Annotated in this window: 14 protein-coding genes; 8 read left to right on the plus strand and 6 right to left on the minus strand. The window is 67.2% G+C overall.

What is annotated here, in order from left to right; translation table 11 throughout:
• Nucleotides 1-82: 82 nt before the first annotated feature.
• On the plus strand, nucleotides 83-1,609 hold the full coding sequence (locus tag IE187_RS08420) for a TadA family conjugal transfer-associated ATPase (RefSeq protein ID WP_189675867.1): 1,527 nt from the start codon (nucleotides 83-85) through the stop codon (nucleotides 1,607-1,609).
• A gap of 165 nt (nucleotides 1,610-1,774) precedes the next feature.
• Here IE187_RS08420 and IE187_RS08425 read toward each other — a convergent pair whose 3' ends face one another.
• Complete coding sequence (locus tag IE187_RS08425) at nucleotides 1,775-1,954, minus strand: hypothetical protein (RefSeq protein WP_189675868.1); 180 nt, start codon at nucleotides 1,952-1,954, stop codon at nucleotides 1,775-1,777.
• 3 nt (nucleotides 1,955-1,957) lie between these two features.
• A complete protein-coding gene (gene phaR, locus IE187_RS08430; protein ID WP_133186349.1) occupies nucleotides 1,958-2,539 on the minus strand; it encodes a polyhydroxyalkanoate synthesis repressor PhaR in 582 nt (193 codons plus the stop codon).
• A 20-nt stretch (nucleotides 2,540-2,559) separates the two neighbouring features.
• On the opposite strand from phaR, the gene IE187_RS08435 reads away from it, so the two are divergent.
• From IE187_RS08435 to IE187_RS08450, 4 genes are all read left to right on the plus strand, one after another.
• The gene (locus tag IE187_RS08435) at nucleotides 2,560-3,639 is read left to right on the plus strand and encodes an alpha/beta fold hydrolase (protein ID WP_189675869.1); all 1,080 of its coding nucleotides are present in this window, start codon (nucleotides 2,560-2,562) and stop codon (nucleotides 3,637-3,639) included.
• A 29-nt stretch (nucleotides 3,640-3,668) separates the two neighbouring features.
• Nucleotides 3,669-4,841: an acetyl-CoA C-acetyltransferase gene (locus IE187_RS08440; RefSeq protein ID WP_189675870.1), complete on the plus strand. Its 1,173-nt coding sequence runs from the start codon at nucleotides 3,669-3,671 to the stop codon at nucleotides 4,839-4,841.
• Nucleotides 4,842-5,011: 170 nt separating this feature from the next.
• Complete coding sequence (locus tag IE187_RS08445; protein ID WP_189675871.1) at nucleotides 5,012-8,251, plus strand: TonB-dependent receptor domain-containing protein; 3,240 nt, start codon at nucleotides 5,012-5,014, stop codon at nucleotides 8,249-8,251.
• Nucleotides 8,252-8,323: 72 nt separating this feature from the next.
• A complete protein-coding gene (locus IE187_RS08450) occupies nucleotides 8,324-9,304 on the plus strand; it encodes a 2OG-Fe(II) oxygenase (RefSeq protein WP_189675872.1) in 981 nt (326 codons plus the stop codon).
• A 10-nt stretch (nucleotides 9,305-9,314) separates the two neighbouring features.
• Here the strand turns inward: IE187_RS08450 and IE187_RS08455 are convergent, their stop codons facing one another.
• The 3 genes from IE187_RS08455 to IE187_RS08465 all read right to left on the minus strand — a co-directional run bounded on the left by IE187_RS08455 (nucleotide 9,315) and on the right by IE187_RS08465 (nucleotide 12,385).
• On the minus strand, nucleotides 9,315-10,346 hold the full coding sequence (locus IE187_RS08455; protein ID WP_189675873.1) for an alanine racemase: 1,032 nt from the start codon (nucleotides 10,344-10,346) through the stop codon (nucleotides 9,315-9,317).
• A gap of 45 nt (nucleotides 10,347-10,391) precedes the next feature.
• Nucleotides 10,392-12,005, minus strand: coding sequence for an MFS transporter (locus IE187_RS08460; RefSeq protein ID WP_189675874.1), 1,614 nt, complete (start codon nucleotides 12,003-12,005; stop codon nucleotides 10,392-10,394).
• A gap of 95 nt (nucleotides 12,006-12,100) precedes the next feature.
• The gene (locus tag IE187_RS08465) at nucleotides 12,101-12,385 is read right to left on the minus strand and encodes a chorismate mutase (RefSeq protein ID WP_133186337.1); all 285 of its coding nucleotides are present in this window, start codon (nucleotides 12,383-12,385) and stop codon (nucleotides 12,101-12,103) included.
• Nucleotides 12,386-12,492: 107 nt separating this feature from the next.
• Between IE187_RS08465 and IE187_RS08470 the strand changes: the two genes are divergently transcribed.
• Together IE187_RS08470 and IE187_RS08475 are read left to right on the plus strand one after the other, a co-directional pair.
• Complete coding sequence (locus IE187_RS08470) at nucleotides 12,493-13,509, plus strand: polyprenyl synthetase family protein (RefSeq protein WP_133186335.1); 1,017 nt, start codon at nucleotides 12,493-12,495, stop codon at nucleotides 13,507-13,509.
• 104 nt (nucleotides 13,510-13,613) lie between these two features.
• Entirely contained in the window at nucleotides 13,614-13,802 is a 189-nt protein-coding gene (locus IE187_RS08475) for a hypothetical protein (protein WP_133186333.1), read from the plus strand.
• 21 nt (nucleotides 13,803-13,823) lie between these two features.
• Here IE187_RS08475 and IE187_RS08480 read toward each other — a convergent pair whose 3' ends face one another.
• Entirely contained in the window at nucleotides 13,824-14,774 is a 951-nt protein-coding gene (locus IE187_RS08480) for a cation diffusion facilitator family transporter (protein ID WP_133186331.1), read from the minus strand.
• A gap of 194 nt (nucleotides 14,775-14,968) precedes the next feature.
• On the opposite strand from IE187_RS08480, the gene hrpB reads away from it, so the two are divergent.
• Nucleotides 14,969-17,509, plus strand: a complete 2,541-nt coding sequence (gene hrpB / locus IE187_RS08485; protein WP_189675875.1) for an ATP-dependent helicase HrpB — start codon at nucleotides 14,969-14,971, stop codon at nucleotides 17,507-17,509.
• Nucleotides 17,510-17,511: the final 2 nt, after the last annotated feature.

Consider the following 17,511-nt stretch of genomic DNA (forward strand, 5'->3'; position numbering starts at 1 on the left):
CCACCCGAGCGCGCGGTTTGGTTAGGAAAATGTCAAACACTCTCGCCTAACGCTTGTTGCCAAGCATGAGGAAACTGGCGGCATGAGTGCATTTGGGCGTCGACCTGGCATGGCGGGCGCGAGCGCGAGACCCGCGTTCGGCGTGGCACGCCCGATGCAGGGCGGTGGTTCGCGTCCGGCGGATGGCGAATCGGCTCCCGGCGCGGGCGAACAGTTCCCGCCGCTGCCCGGTGGCCTCGACCCCGAGCCGCTCGGCACGATGCCAGGTACGCAGCAGGACGCAATGCAGCGCCTTGCCGACCGCCAGGCGTTGTCGGGCGAATCGGGCAGCTCGAAGGTCGAGGGCTTCGAAAGCTCGATCCACAAGATCAAGGAGCAGGTCCTCCCGCGCTTGCTCGAACGCGTCGATCCCGAGGCGGCGGCAACGCTCGACAAGGATGAGCTCGCCGAGGAATTCCGCCCGATCATCGGCGAAGTGCTCGCCGAGCTGAAGCTGACGCTCAACCGGCGCGAACAGTTCGCACTCGAAAAGGTGCTGGTCGACGAATTGCTCGGCCTGGGACCGCTCGAGGAATTGCTCGCCGATCCGAACATCACCGACATCATGGTGAACGGCCCCGAGCAGACCTATGTCGAGCGCAAGGGCAAACTCGAACTCGCGCAGATCCAGTTCCGCGACGAGGAGCACCTCTTCCAGATCGCGCAGCGCATCTGCAACTCGGTCGGCCGCCGCGTCGATCAGACCACGCCACTCGCCGACGCCCGCTTGAAGGACGGCTCGCGCGTCAACGTCATCGTGCCGCCGCTGTCGCTGCGCGGCACCGCGATCTCGATTCGTAAATTCTCCGCCAAGCCGATCACGCTCGACATGATGGCAGGCTTCGGCTCGATGAGCCCGAAGATGGCGACCGCGCTGAAGATCGCCGGCGCGTGTCGCTTCAACGTCGTCATCTCGGGCGGTACCGGCTCGGGCAAGACGACGATGCTCAACGCGCTGTCGAAGATGATCGACCCGGGCGAGCGCGTGCTGACGATCGAGGACGCGGCCGAATTACGGCTCCAGCAGCCGCACTGGCTCCCGCTCGAAACGCGCCCCGCCAACCTCGAGGGCCAGGGCGAGATCAGCATCCGCGATCTCGTCAAGAACGCGCTGCGTATGCGCCCGGATCGCATCATCCTCGGCGAAATTCGTGGGTCCGAGTGTTTCGACATGCTCGCGGCCATGAACACCGGTCACGACGGCTCGATGTGTACGCTCCACGCCAACTCCCCGCGCGAGGCGCTCGCGCGTATGGAGAACATGGTGATGATGTCCGACATCAAGGTGCCGAAGGAAGCGATCTCGCGCCAGATCGCCGATTCGGTCGAGATGATCATCCAGGTGAAGCGCCTGCGCGATGGCTCGCGCCGCGTGACCAACGTGACCGAAGTGATCGGCATGGAAGGCCCGGTGATCGTCACGCAGGAGCTCTTCAAGTTCGAATATCTCGACGAATCGGCCGACGGGAAGATCATCGGCGAATATCGCTCGATGGGCCTGCGGCCGTATACGCTCGAAAAGGCGCGGACCTTCGGGTTCGACCAGGCGTATCTCGAGGCGTGCCTGTAAGGCGGGCAGGTAACGGCCGCTTAGGCGCGAGCGCGACCACCAATTTCCGTTCGGGCTGAGCCTGTCGAAGCCCCGCGCACGCCAGCCGCCCGCAGCGGAGAAGGCCCTTCGACAGGCTCAGGGCGAACGGGGTTTAGGTTCCGCGCAAGCGAGCGAACCCGCTTGCTACCCGTGCTGCGCGATGATCGCGCATCCCGCCGCCGCGATCAGCGCGAACATCTGCATCGAGCGCCAATCGACCCAGCCGACGCGGTCGAGATCATCGCGCCGGTCGCGCCGCCAATCGGCGACTCCGGCGAGCACCGCGACCACCACCGCGACGCCCGCTCCGATCCACCACAGCATGCCTCAGTCGCCGAGCTTCTCGATCTTTTCGTTCAACCGGCCAAGTTCGGCCTTGAGCGCGGCGATCTCGTCATCCTTGCTCATCGCGGCAGCCGGAGCAGGCTTGGCCGCCCCACCGGGCACAGCGCCGGGCTTGAACGCCGCGGTCGCCGCTTCGAACATCGCCATGTTCTGCTTGGCGATCTCGGCGAACGGCGTGTTGGCGAAGGGCGACTGCGCGAACGCGCCCTCGACCGCCGACTTGAACTGCTGCTGGTTGTGGCGGAAGCTGTCCATCGACGCCTCGAGATAGCCCGGCACCATCGCCTGCATCGAATCGCCATACATCGCGATCAGCTGGCGCAGGAAGTTGACCGGCAACATCGTCTGGCCGCGCTGTTCCTCTTCCATGATGATCTGGGTAAGGATGTTGTGCGTGATGTCTTCTTCGGTCTTCGCGTCGAGCACCTTGAAGTCGCGCCCCTCGCGCGTCATCGCGGCGAGATGTTCGAGGGTGATGTAGGAAGACGTCTCGGTATTGTAGAGCCGGCGGTTCGCATACTTCTTGATCGTCACCGGGCCGTCGCCCGGAATGGTCTTTTTCATGCAGAAGGGCTCCCCGACGAATGTTTGGCCAGAACCTACCACCAATTATTACCGCATCGCAACACGGCCCGCGTCCGCTACCCTTATTCCTCGAAATGCTGCTTGCCGAGACCGCGACCGAACCCGATCGCCGCGTCGCAGCACTGGCGGGACTGCGCGCGTATCAGGACGCGCCGCGCGGTCGCGTGCGCAAGCCGATGCCGGCGCGCTACCGAAAAGGGAAAGCACGGCTGCGCGATTACGGCGCGAAGGGCGCGACCGGGCGCGCGATCGTGTTCGTGCCGTCGCTGATCAATCCGCCGCACATCCTCGATTTGCTGCCCGACGTCTCTCTGCTCCGCTGGCTGGCCGCGCAAGGCCACCGCCCCTTCCTGCTCGACTGGGGGACGCAAGCCCCGGCGGGGCGCGCGCTCGATCTCGACGCGCATGTCACGCGCGTGCTGCTGCCGCTGATCGCCAAGTTCGACTCGCCGCCGATCCTCGTCGGCTATTGTCTCGGCGGCACGCTGGCGCTTGCCGCCGCCTGCCTCGCCGAAGTCGCGGGATTGGCGCTGATCGCCGCGCCGTGGCATTTCGCTGGCTTCGGCGAGGCGGCGCGCGCCGATATGGCGGGCTTGTGGGCGTCGGCCAAACCCGCGTGCGAGGCGATGGGGCTCGTGCCCATGGAAGTGCTGCAAGCGGGCTTCTGGCGGCTCGACCCGGCGCGAACGGTCGCCAAATACGAATCGTTCGCCGCGCTCGACCCCGACAGCGCCGCGGCGCAGCGCTTCATCGCGATGGAGGATTGGGCGAATGGCGGCGCCCCCCTGCCCTATGCCGCCGGACGACAATTGTTCGAGCATTGTATCGCCCACGACGTGCCCGGCAGCGGCGGCTGGCAGATCGCGGGCACCACGATCGCCCCCGCGGCGCTGCACTGCCCGAGCGTCGACTTCGTCTCGCGCAACGACCGTATCGTGCCCGCCGCCACCGCCGCCGATCTCGCCGACCGCCACGATCTCGGCGCGGGGCATGTCGGGATGATCGTCGGCAGCGGCGCCCGCGCGCAGCTGTGGGAGCCGCTCGCGGGGTGGTTAAACGCGTGTTCCCCGGCTAGATAGCGGCCACACCCTACCGCCGGAGCAGAGCCATGCAGGACATCGTCATCACCGCCGCCAAGCGCACGCCCGTCGGCAGCTTCCTCGGCGCGTTCGCCGGAACGCCGGCGCACGAGCTCGGCCGGATCGCGATCGAGGCGGCGCTCGCGCAGGCCGGTGTCGCGGGTGACGAAGTCTCCGAGGTCATCCTCGGCCAGGTGCTGACCGCCGGCCAAGGGCAGAACCCGGCGCGCCAGGCGGCAATGGCCGCAGGCGTACCCAAGGAAATCCCTGCCTGGGGCGTCAACCAGGTGTGCGGTTCGGGCTTGCGCGCGGTGGCGCTGGCGGCGCAGTCGATCGCGTGCGGCGATGCGCGCATCATGGTCGCGGGCGGGCAGGAATCGATGTCGCTCAGCGCGCACGCACAGAACCTGCGCGGCGGTACCAAGATGGGCAACGTCACGCTGGTCGACACGATGATCAGCGACGGGCTGACCGACGTGTTCAACAACTATCACATGGGCATCACTGCCGAGAATCTCGCCGAGCAGTACCAGATCTCGCGCGAGGCACAGGACGTGTTCGCGGTCCGCTCGCAAAACCTCGCCGAAGCCGCCCGCACCGCCGGCCGCTTTCGCGACGAGATCGCGCCCGTCACGATCAAGGGCCGCAAGGGCGACACGATCGTCGCGGACGACGAATATATCCGCGCCGGGGCGACGCTCGAGAGCGTTGCCGGCCTGCGCCCGGCGTTCAAGAAGGACGGCACCGTCACCGCGGCCAATGCGAGCGGCCTCAACGACGGCGCCGCCGCGCTGGTGCTGATGACGCGCGCCGAGGCCGAGACGCGTGGAAGCCCGATTCTCGCACGGATCGCGAGCTGGGCGTCGGCCGGGGTCGATCCGTCGATCATGGGGATCGGCCCCGTCCCCGCGACTCGCCGCGCGCTCGAAAAGGCCGGGTGGAGCATTGGCGATCTCGACCTGATCGAAGCGAACGAAGCGTTTGCCGCGCAGGCGCTGTCGGTCGGCAAGGAACTCGGCTGGGATCCCGAGCGCGTCAACGTCAACGGCGGTGCGATCGCGATCGGCCACCCGATCGGCGCCTCGGGCGCGCGCGTGCTGACGACGCTGCTGTACGAGATGGCCAAGCGCGATGTGCACAAGGGTCTGGCAACGCTTTGTATTGGCGGCGGAATGGGAATTGCGGTCTGCGTCGAGCGGTAAGACCGTGAGCGGTACCACCGATCCGGCCACATGTTGCATTACTGCCACATTTAGTTACATTCTGAACCGCTCAGTCATCAAACGTTCATGTAGCCTTGCGTGAGCCGCGCAAAAAAGTTTCAATGCCCCACTGTCAAGGCAAACAAGCCGAAAACAAGTGGGGCCTATATATGAACATCAAGAAGCTTATGGGCGCGACTGCGCTCGTTGGCGTTCTGGCGGCATTCCCGTCGATCGCCTTGGCGCAGACCGCGCCGGTTGGTACCACCACCGACGCTGGTCAGGCCGATGACCAGGATGCAGCATCGAACAAGGAAATCATCGTTACGGGTTCGCGCATTTCGCGGCCGAACGACAATTCCTCGGTCCCGATCAGCAGCGTCAGCGCCCAGGAACTGCGCCAGACCGCGCAGGTCTCGATCGGCGACGTGCTTAACGACCTTCCGCAGCTGCAGAGCACCTTCAGCCAGTCGAACTCGACTCGCTTCCTCGGCACCGCGGGTCTCAACCTGCTCGATCTGCGCGGTCTCGGCACGCAGCGTACGCTCGTGCTCGTCAACGGCCGTCGCCACGTCGGTTCGGACGTGCTCAGCAACGCCGTGTCGCCCGACACGAACACCTTCCCGACCGATCTGATCGAGCGCGTCGACGTCGTCACCGGCGGCAACTCGGCAGTCTACGGTTCGGACGCGCTCGCGGGCGTCGTCAACTTCGTGCTCAAGGATCACTTCCAGGGCCTTCAGGTCCGCGGCCAAGGCGGCATCTCGCAATATGGCGATGCCGGCACCTATTATGGCAGCGTCCTCGCCGGCAAGAACTTCGCTGACGGCCGCGGCAACATCGCGATCGATCTCGAATATGCGCGCCAAAACATCTTGTACGCGTCCGATCGTACGCGCCTGCGCACGGCATCGGGCTTCGTCACCGTCGACACCGATCAGCCCGGTCTCGGCACCACGCAGCCGAACCTGACCATCAACAATGACGGCAACCCGGATGCGTCGTTCTTCCACGACATCCGCAGCTCGACGATCAGCGATGGCGGCCTCGTCTCCTTCGCCGGCCCGCTCAGCGCAACCGCAACCGCACCGTGCGGCCGCGACAAGGACGGCCGCGCCTTCACTTGCAACTTCCTGTTCCAGCCCGATGGCACGCTCGTCGCCCAGACGGGAACGCGCGTCGGCATCTCCGGCGGCAGCGCAACGGGCCCGAGCGCAACGCCGGCCGGCAGCTTCATCGGCGGCAACGGCAACACGCGTCGTGAGGGCGAGCTCGTCCAGATCACGCCGGCGCTCAACCGCTACTCGGCGAACCTGATCGGCCACTTCGAAGTCTCGCCAGCGTTCGTTCCGTTCATCGAAGCCAAGTATGTCCGCACAGACTCGTACGGTCAGGGCGGTAGCGGCCCGGCGTTCTTCACCGGTTCGACGATCGGTGGATTGTATGAGCGCCCGCGCCTCGACAACCCGTATCTGAGCGCGCAGGCACGTGGTGTGATCGCAGCTCAAGCGTTGGCTTCGATCGCCAACGGCCAGAGCCCTACCACCGGCGCAGCAATCTCCGCGGCAACGGCAGCAACACTGACCACGCAGGTCAACAACGGCAGCTATCGCTTCATCCTGCGCAAGAATCTCACCGATTTGGGGGTTCGCTCCGAGCAGGCCAAGCGTGAGACGTATCGCTTCGTTGGCGGCGTCAAGGGCGTGTTCAACAAGGACTGGAACTACGAAGTCTCGGTCAACTACGGCGAGTTCGACGAAAAGACGAAGGTCCTTGGCAACGTCAACGTCCAGCGTGAACTGCTCGCGCTCGACACGACGCGCAACGCCGCCGGCCAGATCGTCTGCGCCGCGCAGATCGACCCGACCCGTGCGATCGATTACGGCAACGTGCCGAACCAGACGACGCTCAACGCCGACATCGCGGCGTGCCAGCCGCTGAACCCGTTCGGCCTTGGCAGCCCGTCGGCGGCGGCCAAGAACTACATCCTCCAGAACACGATTTCGTCGGGCAAGATCACGCAGCTCGACATCAACGCGTTCGTTGGCGGTAACACCGGTCAGTTCTTCAACCTGCCAGGCGGCCCGGTCGGCTTCGCAGTCGGCGGCGAATATCGTCGTGAGACGGCCTATTATCGTCAGGATCCACTCGTAGAGAACGGCTACACCTTCTATAACTCGATCCCGGTTTTCAACCCGACCGCGTTCGAAGTGAAGGAAGCCTATGGCGAGCTCCGCTTGCCGTTCCTGAAGAACCTGCCCTTCGCCGAATCGCTCGAGGTCGATGCCGCAGGCCGGATCTCGAACTACAAGGGCTCAGCGGGCACAACCTACACGTACAATGTCGGTGGTGACTGGGCGCCCATCAGCGACATCCGCTTCCGCGTACAATATGCGCGCTCGGTGCGTGCACCGAACCTATCGGATCTGTACTCGCCGCAGAGCCAGAACTTTGCGCCGGGCTTTGGTGATCCGTGTTCAGCCGTAAACATCGCAAGCGGGACTCAATATCGCGCTGCCAACTGCACCGCGGCAGGCATCCCGACCGGCGGTGCAAACCCGTACAACTTCCAATATTCGCAGTCGCTGCAGATCGTGAGCGGCGGCAATCCTAACCTAAGCCCCGAAACCTCGGACTCTTACACCTACGGTGTGGTGCTCAAGCCACGGTTCGTGCCGGGTCTGACGATCTCGGTCGATTACTACAAGATTCGGGTCAACAACGTGATCACCGCGCCGTCGGCGCAGGGAATCGTAAACAGCTGCTACGATTCGCCGACCACGAACAATCAGTTCTGCGCCCTGTTCAAGCGTGACAACGCATCCGGCGCGGTGACGGGCAACCCGTTCCGGATCATCGAAGGCAGCCTGCAGCAAACGGTGCTAAACTACGCCAAGCTCGCGGTGAGTGGTATCGACGTCGATGTCGCCTATTCGCACAAGTTCGGCGACGTGACGCTCGGCGCCCATGCGGTCTACACACACGCAACGCAGAAGAACTCGTACACCGATCCGACCCAGCCCGGCTTCGCCGATACCACGCTGGGCGAGCTTGGTGCGCCGCGCGATGCGGCAAACCTGACGCTGACCAGCGACTTCGGTCCGGTCTTCGCCAGTTACGAGATCCGCTATCTGTCGAAGCAGTCGGTCGGCGCGATTGAAAATCACGAGACGTTCCAGGGGCGCGAGCCGCAGAACCTCGACGATTTCACCACCCCGTTCTACCCTGATGTCGTTTACATGAACGCGCGTCTGGGCTTCAACGTTAAGGGTGGCTCGAACTTCTACTTCGGCGTCGACAACCTCACGAACCAGGCCCCGCCGCTCGGCTCGACCGGCATCGGCGCTGGTTCGGGTATCTTCGAACCGATCGGTCGTCGTTTCTATGCGGGCTTCACCGCGAAGTTCTGATCGGATCACGATCTACCTCAATAAGGGGCCGGCGATGTTTCGCCGGTCCCTTTTTTTTGTTAGCGCTCGGTGATGAGCACCTTCGACAGCGTCGGCCAGGCCAATGCATTGCTGGCATCCGGCAACCGCCCGCGCGCCATCGCGCTGATCGAACAGGCCGCGGCCGCGGGTGAGCCCGACGCGCTGTTCACGCTCGCCATCTGGCTGATGTCGGGGGATCCGACACCGCGCGATCTGCCGCGTGCGCGCGGCGTTCTCCGGCGCTGCGTCGCAACGGGGCACCGCGATGCGGCGATGATCGAAGTCGCGCTCGCCGCAACGGGAGCGGGCGCCCCGACGGACTGGCAGCATGCGCTTGCACTGCTGCGACAGGCGGCAAGGACCGACCCGGTTGCCGCCAGCCATGTAGCGCTGCTCACCGAAATGACGTTGCGCGAAACCGGCGATCCGGTGTCGCTCCCGCAAGACGAACTGCTCAGCGCGGCCCCGCAGGTGCGGCGCTACCCCGCGTTGCTGAGCCCCGCCGAATGCGCGCATATCATCGAGTGGACCGAGGGCCTGTTGCAGCCGGCGGTAGTGATCGATCCGCAAACGGGCCGGACGATGGTCCATCCGATCCGCACCTCGGACGGCGCGGTAATCAGCCCGGCGCGCGAGACGCTCGCGATCCACGCGATCAATCGGCGGATCGCCGCGGTGAGCGCGACGCAGCCGCAGCAGGGCGAACCGCTCGCGGTGCTGCGCTACGCGCCCGGCCAGCAATATCGTCCGCACCTCGACACGATCACCGGCACCGCCAACCAGCGCGTGCTGACCGTGCTCGTCTATCTCAATGAGGGGTATAGCGGGGGAGAAACGATGTTCACCGCGACGGGGCTGAAGGTTTCACCGCGGATCGGCGACGCGATCGTCTTTTCGAACGTGCTGCCCGATGGGCGGATCGATCAGCGCGCGATCCATGCCGGGCTGCCCGTGACGCACGGGATCAAGCGGCTGGCGACTCGCTGGATCCGCGCGCGCGCTTACGACCCGTGGAACCCGCCACGGCCATAGCCGCGTCCGCTCAGCCCCAGCGCCTTTCGAACCGCCGCCCCAACCCTGTCAGCAATTCATATTGCGACATGCCCGCGGCGGCCGCTGCCGCCGGCAACGCATAGTCGAGCGCGACCCAATCGCCCTCGCCGAGCTCCGGCGCCGCCGCGACCGAGATCGCCGTCAAGTCCATCGACACGCGGCCGATCACCGGCAGCGCGGCAGCACCGACGTGCGCGGCGCCGGCATTGCTGAACCCGCGCCAATAGCCGTCGGCATAGCCGATGTTGAGGATCGCCACCTCGAGCGGGGCCGCGGCCGTGAACTGCGCATTATAGCCGATCGAATCGCCCGCCTGGAGGGTACGGCGCTGGAGGATCTGCGCTTCGGGGGTCACCACTTGCCCGACCACGCCCGCCAGTTCGCCGCGCGGCACGCCCCCGTAGAGCGCGAGCCCGGGTCGCGTGAGGTCGAAGGCATAGTCGGCGCCAAGCGCGATTCCCGCCGAATTGGCGAGGCTCAGCCGCCGTGCGGCGGTGCGCCCGCCGAGCCCGCGCAACGCCGCTGCCTGCCGCGCATTCATCGCGCTGTCTTCGTCGGCGCAGGCGAGATGGCTCATCAGCGTGTCGATCGCCAGGCCATCGAGCAACCCGCTTGCGACCTCGGCGATCGATACGCCGAGCCGGTTCATGCCGGTATCGACCATCACGTCGCACCGCCCGCCGCCACTCTCGCGCCAGCGCGCGACGTGCGCCGCAGTATTGAGCACCGGGCGCGCGATACCGCTCGTGGCCGCCGTCATGTCCTCGGCGCGCACGCCGTGCAGCACGGCGATGTCGAAGCCGAGCCCGGCAAGGCGCTCGGCCTCGCCCCAGCTCGCGACGAAGAAATCGCGGCATCCCGCCCCCGCCAGGCGCTCGGCGACACCCGCTGCGCCGAGGCCATAGCCATCGGCCTTGATCGCCGCGCCGCACGCCGCCGCGCCGCTCAGCGCGTCGAGCGCGCGCCAGTTCGCGACGAGCGCGGCGGTGTCGAGGCGGAGGCGGAGCGCGGCATCGGTCATGCCAGAGCGGTTAGCCGCCGCGGCAGGCACGCGCCAGCCCGGCGTTCAGTCGGCGCTCGCGCGACCGGGCTTGCTTTCCTCGAGGCCATAGAGCGTGACGACCAGCGCCATCGCCACCACCGCGATCGTGTACCACAGCCCGGCATAGGGATTGCCCGTGCGCGCGACGATCACCTGGCTGATCAGCGGCAGGAAGCCGCCGAAATAGCCGGTGCCGAAATGATAGGGGATCGACATCGAGCTGTAGCGGATCCGCGGCGGGAACATCTCCGACAGCAGGGCGGCGACCGGGCCATAAGTGATTCCGGCGAGCGCGCTGAGCGCAAGGATCGCGAGCAGGATCAGCACGATATTGCCCGGCGACGGCACGACCGGGCGCAGATCGTACCCGCCGTTCGCGAGCGCGGCATCGAGCCCGGCATCGCTGAGATCGTCGACGCCCACGCCGCCGATCAGCACCAGCGTCACCGGGGTGTGCGCCTTGGTATACGGCACGCCCTTTTTCGACAGATAGTCGAGCAAGCGGCGGCATTCGGTCGGCTTGGCCGGAAACAGGTCGTATTGGCACGCAGGCCCCGACACGACGACGGGCGCGCGCTTGGCGGCATGCGCGAGTTCGGGGTTGGCGGCGCTGCCCATCACCCAGAAGATCGGAAAGAGCAGCACGAGCGTCAGCGCATAGCCGATCACGATCGGCGTCTTGCGCCCGACTCGGTCCGACAGCCAGCCGAACAGCACGAAGAACCCAAGCCCGCCGAGCGCGCCGAATCCGACGATCAACTGGGCGGCGGTTTCCTGGACGCGCATCGTGCCTTGCAGGAACGACAGCACAGTGAACATCGCGGTGTACCAGATCACCGTCAGCCCGGCGGCGATGCCGAACAGCGCGACGAACAGCCGCTTGAGGTTGCCGGGATAGGTGAAGCTTTCGGTGAACGGGTTCTTCGCGGTCTCGCCCGCCGCCTTCATTTGTTTGAATACCGGGCTCTCGGACAGTTTGAGCCGCATCCACAGCGACACGCCGAGCAGCACGAGCGAGAAGACGAACGGCACCCGCCAGCCCCATGCGTCCCACATTCCTGCCAGCATCAGCGCCTTGGCGAGCAACACGACGGCGAGGCTGAGGATGAATCCGCCAGCCACACTCGCTTGAATGAAGCTCGTGAAATAGCCGCTCCGCCCGGGTGGCGAATGCTCGGCGACATAGATCGCCGCGCCGCCATATTCACCGCCGAGCGCGAGCCCCTGCAGGATTCGCAGTCCGATCACGACGAACGGCGCGGCGAGCCCGATCGTCGCCGCGCTCGGCACCAGGCCGACTCCGGCGGTGGCGAGGCCCATCAGCGTGATCGTGACGAGGAAGGTATATTTGCGCCCGAGCTTGTCGCCGAGAAAGCCGAACAGGATCGCGCCGAGCGGGCGGAAGCCGAACCCGACCGCGAACCCCGCCCAGGCGTAGAGCGTCTGGAGCAGCTCGCTTTGCGCGGGAAAGAAGGTCCGCCCGATGATCCCCGAGGCAGCAAGCGTGCCGTAGATGAAGAAATCATACCATTCGAAGATCGTGCCGAGCGACGAGGCAGTGATGATGAGCTGGATGTCCTTGCGGCTCGGCGTCACCGGCACGTCCGGCCCCACATCGCTCGCCAAGATCGTCGCCATTCTCACCATCCCCACCCATGCTTCGGGTCCGGCGCGACGATAAGCGGTTTCGCCCGTGCGGCAAGACGCATCCCGCCAGCCCGGCGCGCAGCGGGTTATCCGGCGTCGCGCACGCGCTCGTGATGGCGGATCACTTCGTCGATGATGAAGCGCAGGAACTTCTCGCTGAAATCGGGGTCGAGATCGGCTTGCTTGGCGAGCCCGCGCAGCCGCGCGATCTGCGATTCCTCACGCCCCGGATCGGCGGGCGGCAACCCAGCGGACGCCTTGTAGCGCCCGACCGCCTGCGTCGTCTTGAAGCGCTCGGCGAGCAGAAAGACCAGCGCCGCATCGATATTGTCGATGCTCTGGCGGTATCCGTTCAGCGTCTCGTCGGCCACCGATTGCTCCCCATCTGATGTCCTCGCCCTATTGCGGGCACGGGAGGGCCCATGCAAGCCGGGAAACGCTTGCCTTTGGGCGCGCGCGCGGCCACATCGCACGCCACATGAGCGCCACCCTTCTCCGCCTCGATCCGAGCCGCGCCCAGCCCTCGCTGGAGCCGATGGTGCAACTCGTCACCGGCGACATGAACATGGTCAATGCCGTGATCCTGTCGCGGATGCAGTCCGAGATTCCGCTGATCCCCGAACTCGCCGGGCATTTGATCGCCGGCGGCGGCAAGCGGATGCGCCCGATGCTGACGCTCGCGAGCGCACGGCTGCTGAGCTATTCGGGCACGCGGCATCACCGCCTCGCCGCCGCGGTCGAGTTCATCCACACTGCCACGCTGCTCCACGACGATGTCGTCGACGGATCCGATCTGCGCCGCGGGAAGCGCACCGCCAACCTCATCTGGGGCAACCCGGCGAGCGTGCTCGTCGGCGATTTCCTGTTCAGCCGCTCGTTCGAGCTGATGGTCGAGGACGGATCGCTGAAAGTGCTCGGGATCCTCGCGGGCGCAAGCGCGATCATCGCCGAGGGCGAGGTCAACCAGCTCACCGCCGCGCGTCGGATCGACACGCCCGAGGAGCGCTATCTCGACATTATCGGCGCGAAGACCGCGGCTTTGTTCGCCGCGGCCTGCCGCGTCTCTGCGGTCGTCGCCGAGCGCCCCGAGGCCGAAGAGCTCGCGCTCGATTCGTACGGGCGCAACCTCGGCATCGCGTTCCAGCTGGTCGACGATGCGATCGACTATGTCTCCGACGCGGGGACGATGGGCAAGGATGCCGGCGACGATTTCCGCGAAGGCAAGGCGACGCTCCCGGTGATCCTCGCTTATGCGCGCGGCAATCCGGAGGATCGCGTGTTCTGGAAGGCGGCAATCGAAGGGCATCGCAACAGCGACGCGGATTTCGAGCGTGCGATCGAGCTCGTTCGGGCGACGCGCGCGGTCGACGACACGCTCGCGCGGGCGCGCCATTACGGCCAGCGCGCGATCGATGCGCTGGCGATCTTCGCCAACGGCAAGGCCAAGGACGCAATGGTCGAAGCCGTCGAATTCGCGATCGCGCGCGCCTACTAAGCCGCGCGCCCGGTCGGCCTTTCGATCTTTCCAATGCCACGGAAAGGCGCATAGTGGCGGCGCGGTTGGACGTCGAGCGGACGATCGCAACAAGAGGATCGAGTATGTTCGTCGATTTCCAGAACCAGTGGAGCCCACCCGAGCCCCCCGCGCCAAAGCCCGCGCCACGGCAGAACAAACGCGCCGAGTCGATCACCGCCTGGATCATCGGTTTCAATCTCGTGATGCTCTTGGTCGGCCCGCTCGCCGGCGCGACGCTGTTCGACGCCGTGGTGGCGATGTTCAAGCACTGACGCGCGACACCGCCCCGGCGGTTAGCAGCCGAGCTTCGGCTCGGTCGCGTCGGCCCCGTCGAGTTCGACTTGCAACGTCGCATGGCCGATCCCGAAATGCGCCTTGAGCATCGTCCGCGCGCGGTCGAGGAAGGCATCGCCCGGATGCCCGCCGGGCATGACGAGATGCGCGGTCAGCACGGTCTCGGTCGTGCTCATCGGCCAGATATGGACGTGATGCACCCGCGCGACGCCCGGCAGTTCGCGCAATTCTTCCCACACCGCGTCCGAATCGATGCTGCGCGGCACCGCCGCCAGCGCCATCTCGACCGATTCGCGGAGCAAGCCCCAGGTCTGCAGGAAGATCAGCACCGCGATGACGATGCTGACGATCGGATCGATCCAGGTCGCCCCCGAGAGCCAGATCACCAGTCCCGACACGACGACCCCCGCGGACACCATCGCATCGCTCAGCATGTGGAGATAGGCGCCGCGGATGTTGAGATCGTCCTTGCGGCCGCGCATGAACAGCAACGCGGTCACCCCGTTCACGACGATCCCCGCGCCCGCGACCCAGGCGACGGTCGGCCCGTCGACCGGCGCGGGCGTCGCGATCCGCTGCACCGCCTCGAGCACGATCGCGCCGAGCGCGACGAGCAGCAGCAGCGCGTTGAGCAAGGCCGCGAGGATCGTCGAGCCCTTGAGCCCATAGGTGAAGCGCTTCGACGCCGCGCGCCGCCCGAGCGCGATCGCCGCCCAGGCCGCGCCGAGCCCGAGCACGTCGGACAGATTGTGCCCGGCATCGGCGAGCAGCGCGACCGACCCCGCGATCAGCCCAAACACGACTTCGGCGACGATGAAGCCGAGGTTGAGCGTGATGCCGATCGCAAACGCCCGGTCGTGGCCCGCGGCGGGCGGACCGTGGTCGTGCCCGGCATGGCTATGGCCTGCGCCATGCGAATGCCCGTGATGATGATGCGAATGGCCGGCCACGACGATCTCCGAAACTCTGGACGCCCGCCTAGCATCGCGATTGCGGGATATACTAGGACGTTGGGAATGCCGCCGCAGTTCCCTCGCCATGCGTCGATCGATCGCACGATATCGCGCTGTCCCCGTGGCGCGCGATCGGGCAAGGCGCTGCGTATCGTGGCCACCCTTCCCCTTCCCCATCTGCGGTGTTTGGCATGACGCTGCCGATCCACGCCGTCCTGCCCGATCTGCTCGCGCGGCTGCGCGACGCGAGCAACGCCGTCCTCGTCGCGCCGCCGGGCGCGGGCAAGACCACCGCCGTCGCGCCCGCTTTGCTTGTCGAAGCGTGGTGCAGCGGCGAGATCCTGCTGCTTTCGCCACGCCGCCTCGCCGCGCGCGCCGCCGCCGAGCGCATGGCGGCGACCGCCGGGCAGGCCGTCGGCCAGACCTTCGGCTATGCCACGCGGATGGATTCGAAGCGCTCCGCGGCGACCCGCGTAACCGTCGTGACCGAGGGAATCTTCGTCGCGCGCATCCAGAACGACCCCGAACTGGCAGGCGTCTCGGCGGTGCTGTTCGACGAAGTCCATGAGCGCAGCCTCGACAGCGATTTCGGGCTCGCGCTCGCGCTCGATGCGCAGGCCGGGCTGCGCCCCGATCTGCGGCTCGTCGCGATGTCGGCGACGCTCGACGGCGCGCGCTTCTCGGGGCTGATGGAGGGCGCGCCGGTGATCGAGAGCGCGGGGCGGATGCACCCGCTGACGCTGCGCCATCTCGGGCGTGCGGCCGAGGCGCGGATCGAGGATTCGGTCGCGGGCGCGGTGCGGCTCGCGTTGCGCGAGGAGAAGGGCGGAGTCCTCGCCTTCCTGCCGGGCGTCGCCGAGATCGAGCGCACCGCCGAACGGCTCGACGGGCTCGGCGAGGGGATCGTGCTCCACAAGCTCCACGGCAGCCTCGATCCGGCAGCGCAGCGCGCCGCGATCGCGCCCGACGCCGCGGGGCGCCGCAAGGTCGTGCTCGCGACCTCGATCGCCGAGACCAGCCTGACGCTCGACGGGATCGCGGTGGTGGTCGATTCGGGTCTCGCGCGTCGACCGCGCTACGATCGTGCCGCGGGGATGACGCGGCTCGTCACCGAACGCGCGAGCCAGGCTGCCGTCACGCAACGTGCGGGCCGCGCCGCGCGCCAGACGCCGGGGGTGGCGTATCGGCTGTGGGAGGAAGCCGCGACCGCCGGGTTGCCGCGCTTCGATCCGCCCGAGATCCTCGAGGCCGATCTGTCGGCGCTGACGCTCGACTGCGCGCTGTGGGGCGTCGCCGATCCGCGACAGTTGCGCTGGCTCGATCCGCCGCCCGAGGCGGCGGTGCAGGAAGCGCGCGCGCGGCTCGCGGCGCTCGACGCGCTCGATGCGGATGGACGCCCGACGCCGCATGGCCATGCAATCGCGCGGCTGCCGCTCGCACCGCGGCTGGGGCATATGCTGGTGCGGGCGGGGGAGCTTGGTCTGGCCGACGTCGCGGCCGAGGTCGCGGTGCTGCTCGGCGAGCGCGGACTTGGCGGGAACGACGTCGATCTCGAAACGCGCCGCCGCCGCTGGCGCAGCGAGCGCGGGCCACGGGCGGAGGCCGGGCGGAAATTGGCGAAACGGTGGAGCGGGCTCGCTCCCCTCCCGCTTGCGGGAGGGGCTGGGGGTGGGCGCGCGCCTTCAACCAGCGCTAACCGCGATAGCGCGAGCCCACCCGCCAATCCCCTCCCGCAAGCGGGAGGGGGACAAGAAGCCATCGCCATCGCGCTCGCCTTCCCCGATCGCATCGCGCGCCGCCGCGACAGCTCGGGCGAAACCTGGGCTTCGGTCGGCGGACGCGGGTTCAAGCTCGATCCGACCAGCAGTCTCGCGCGCGAAGAGTGGCTCGCCGTCGCCGAGACGCAAGGCATGGCGTCGGGCGCGCGCATCCTCTCGGCCGCCGCGATCGACCTCGCGACGATCGAGGCGCTGTTCAGCGAGCGCATCGCGACGCATCGCACCGTCGCCTTCGACCCCGCGACCGGCGGCATCCGGGCGTTGCGCGAACGCCGGCTCGGCGCGCTGCGGCTGTCGAGCGGCCCCGATTCGAACGCCGACCCCGATGCCATCGCCGCAGCACTGCTCGAAGGAGTCCACGCGACTGGCCTCGCCCGCCTCCCGTGGAGCGACGCCGCGCTCGCGCTGCGCCACCGCGCCGCCTTTGCGCAGGAGTATGGCGGCACCGAACTCGCGCTCGACGACGCGGCGTTGCTCGCGCGCGCCGACGAATGGCTCGTCCCGCTGCTGACGGGCAAGCGCCGGCTCGACGCGATCGACTCGGGCGCACTGACCGAAGCGCTGCGCACCCTGATCGGCTGGGACGCGCTGAAAACGATCGAGCGCCTCGCCCCGACGCACTTCACCAGCCCCGCTGGCTCGACCCACCCGATCGATTACGATGCCGAAGGTGGCCCGCGCGTCGAGCTGCGCCCACAAACGCTGTTCGGGCTCGCGACGCATCCGATGATCGCGGGCGGGCGCGTGGCGCTGGTGCTCAGCCTTACCTCGCCCGGCGGCCGGCCGATCCAGACGACGCGCGATTTGCCCGGCTTCTGGGCGGGAAGTTGGTCGGCGGTGGCGAAGGAAATGCGCGGCCGTTACCCGCGCCACCCCTGGCCCGACGACCCCGCCGCCGCCTCTGCAACGCTCCGCACGAAAAACGCAGATGCGCGGCGCCAAGAAGCACGATAAGG

This window comes from Sphingomonas glacialis, from assembly GCF_014653575.1.
In the GTDB taxonomy this organism is placed as follows: domain Bacteria; phylum Pseudomonadota; class Alphaproteobacteria; order Sphingomonadales; family Sphingomonadaceae; genus Sphingomonas; species Sphingomonas glacialis.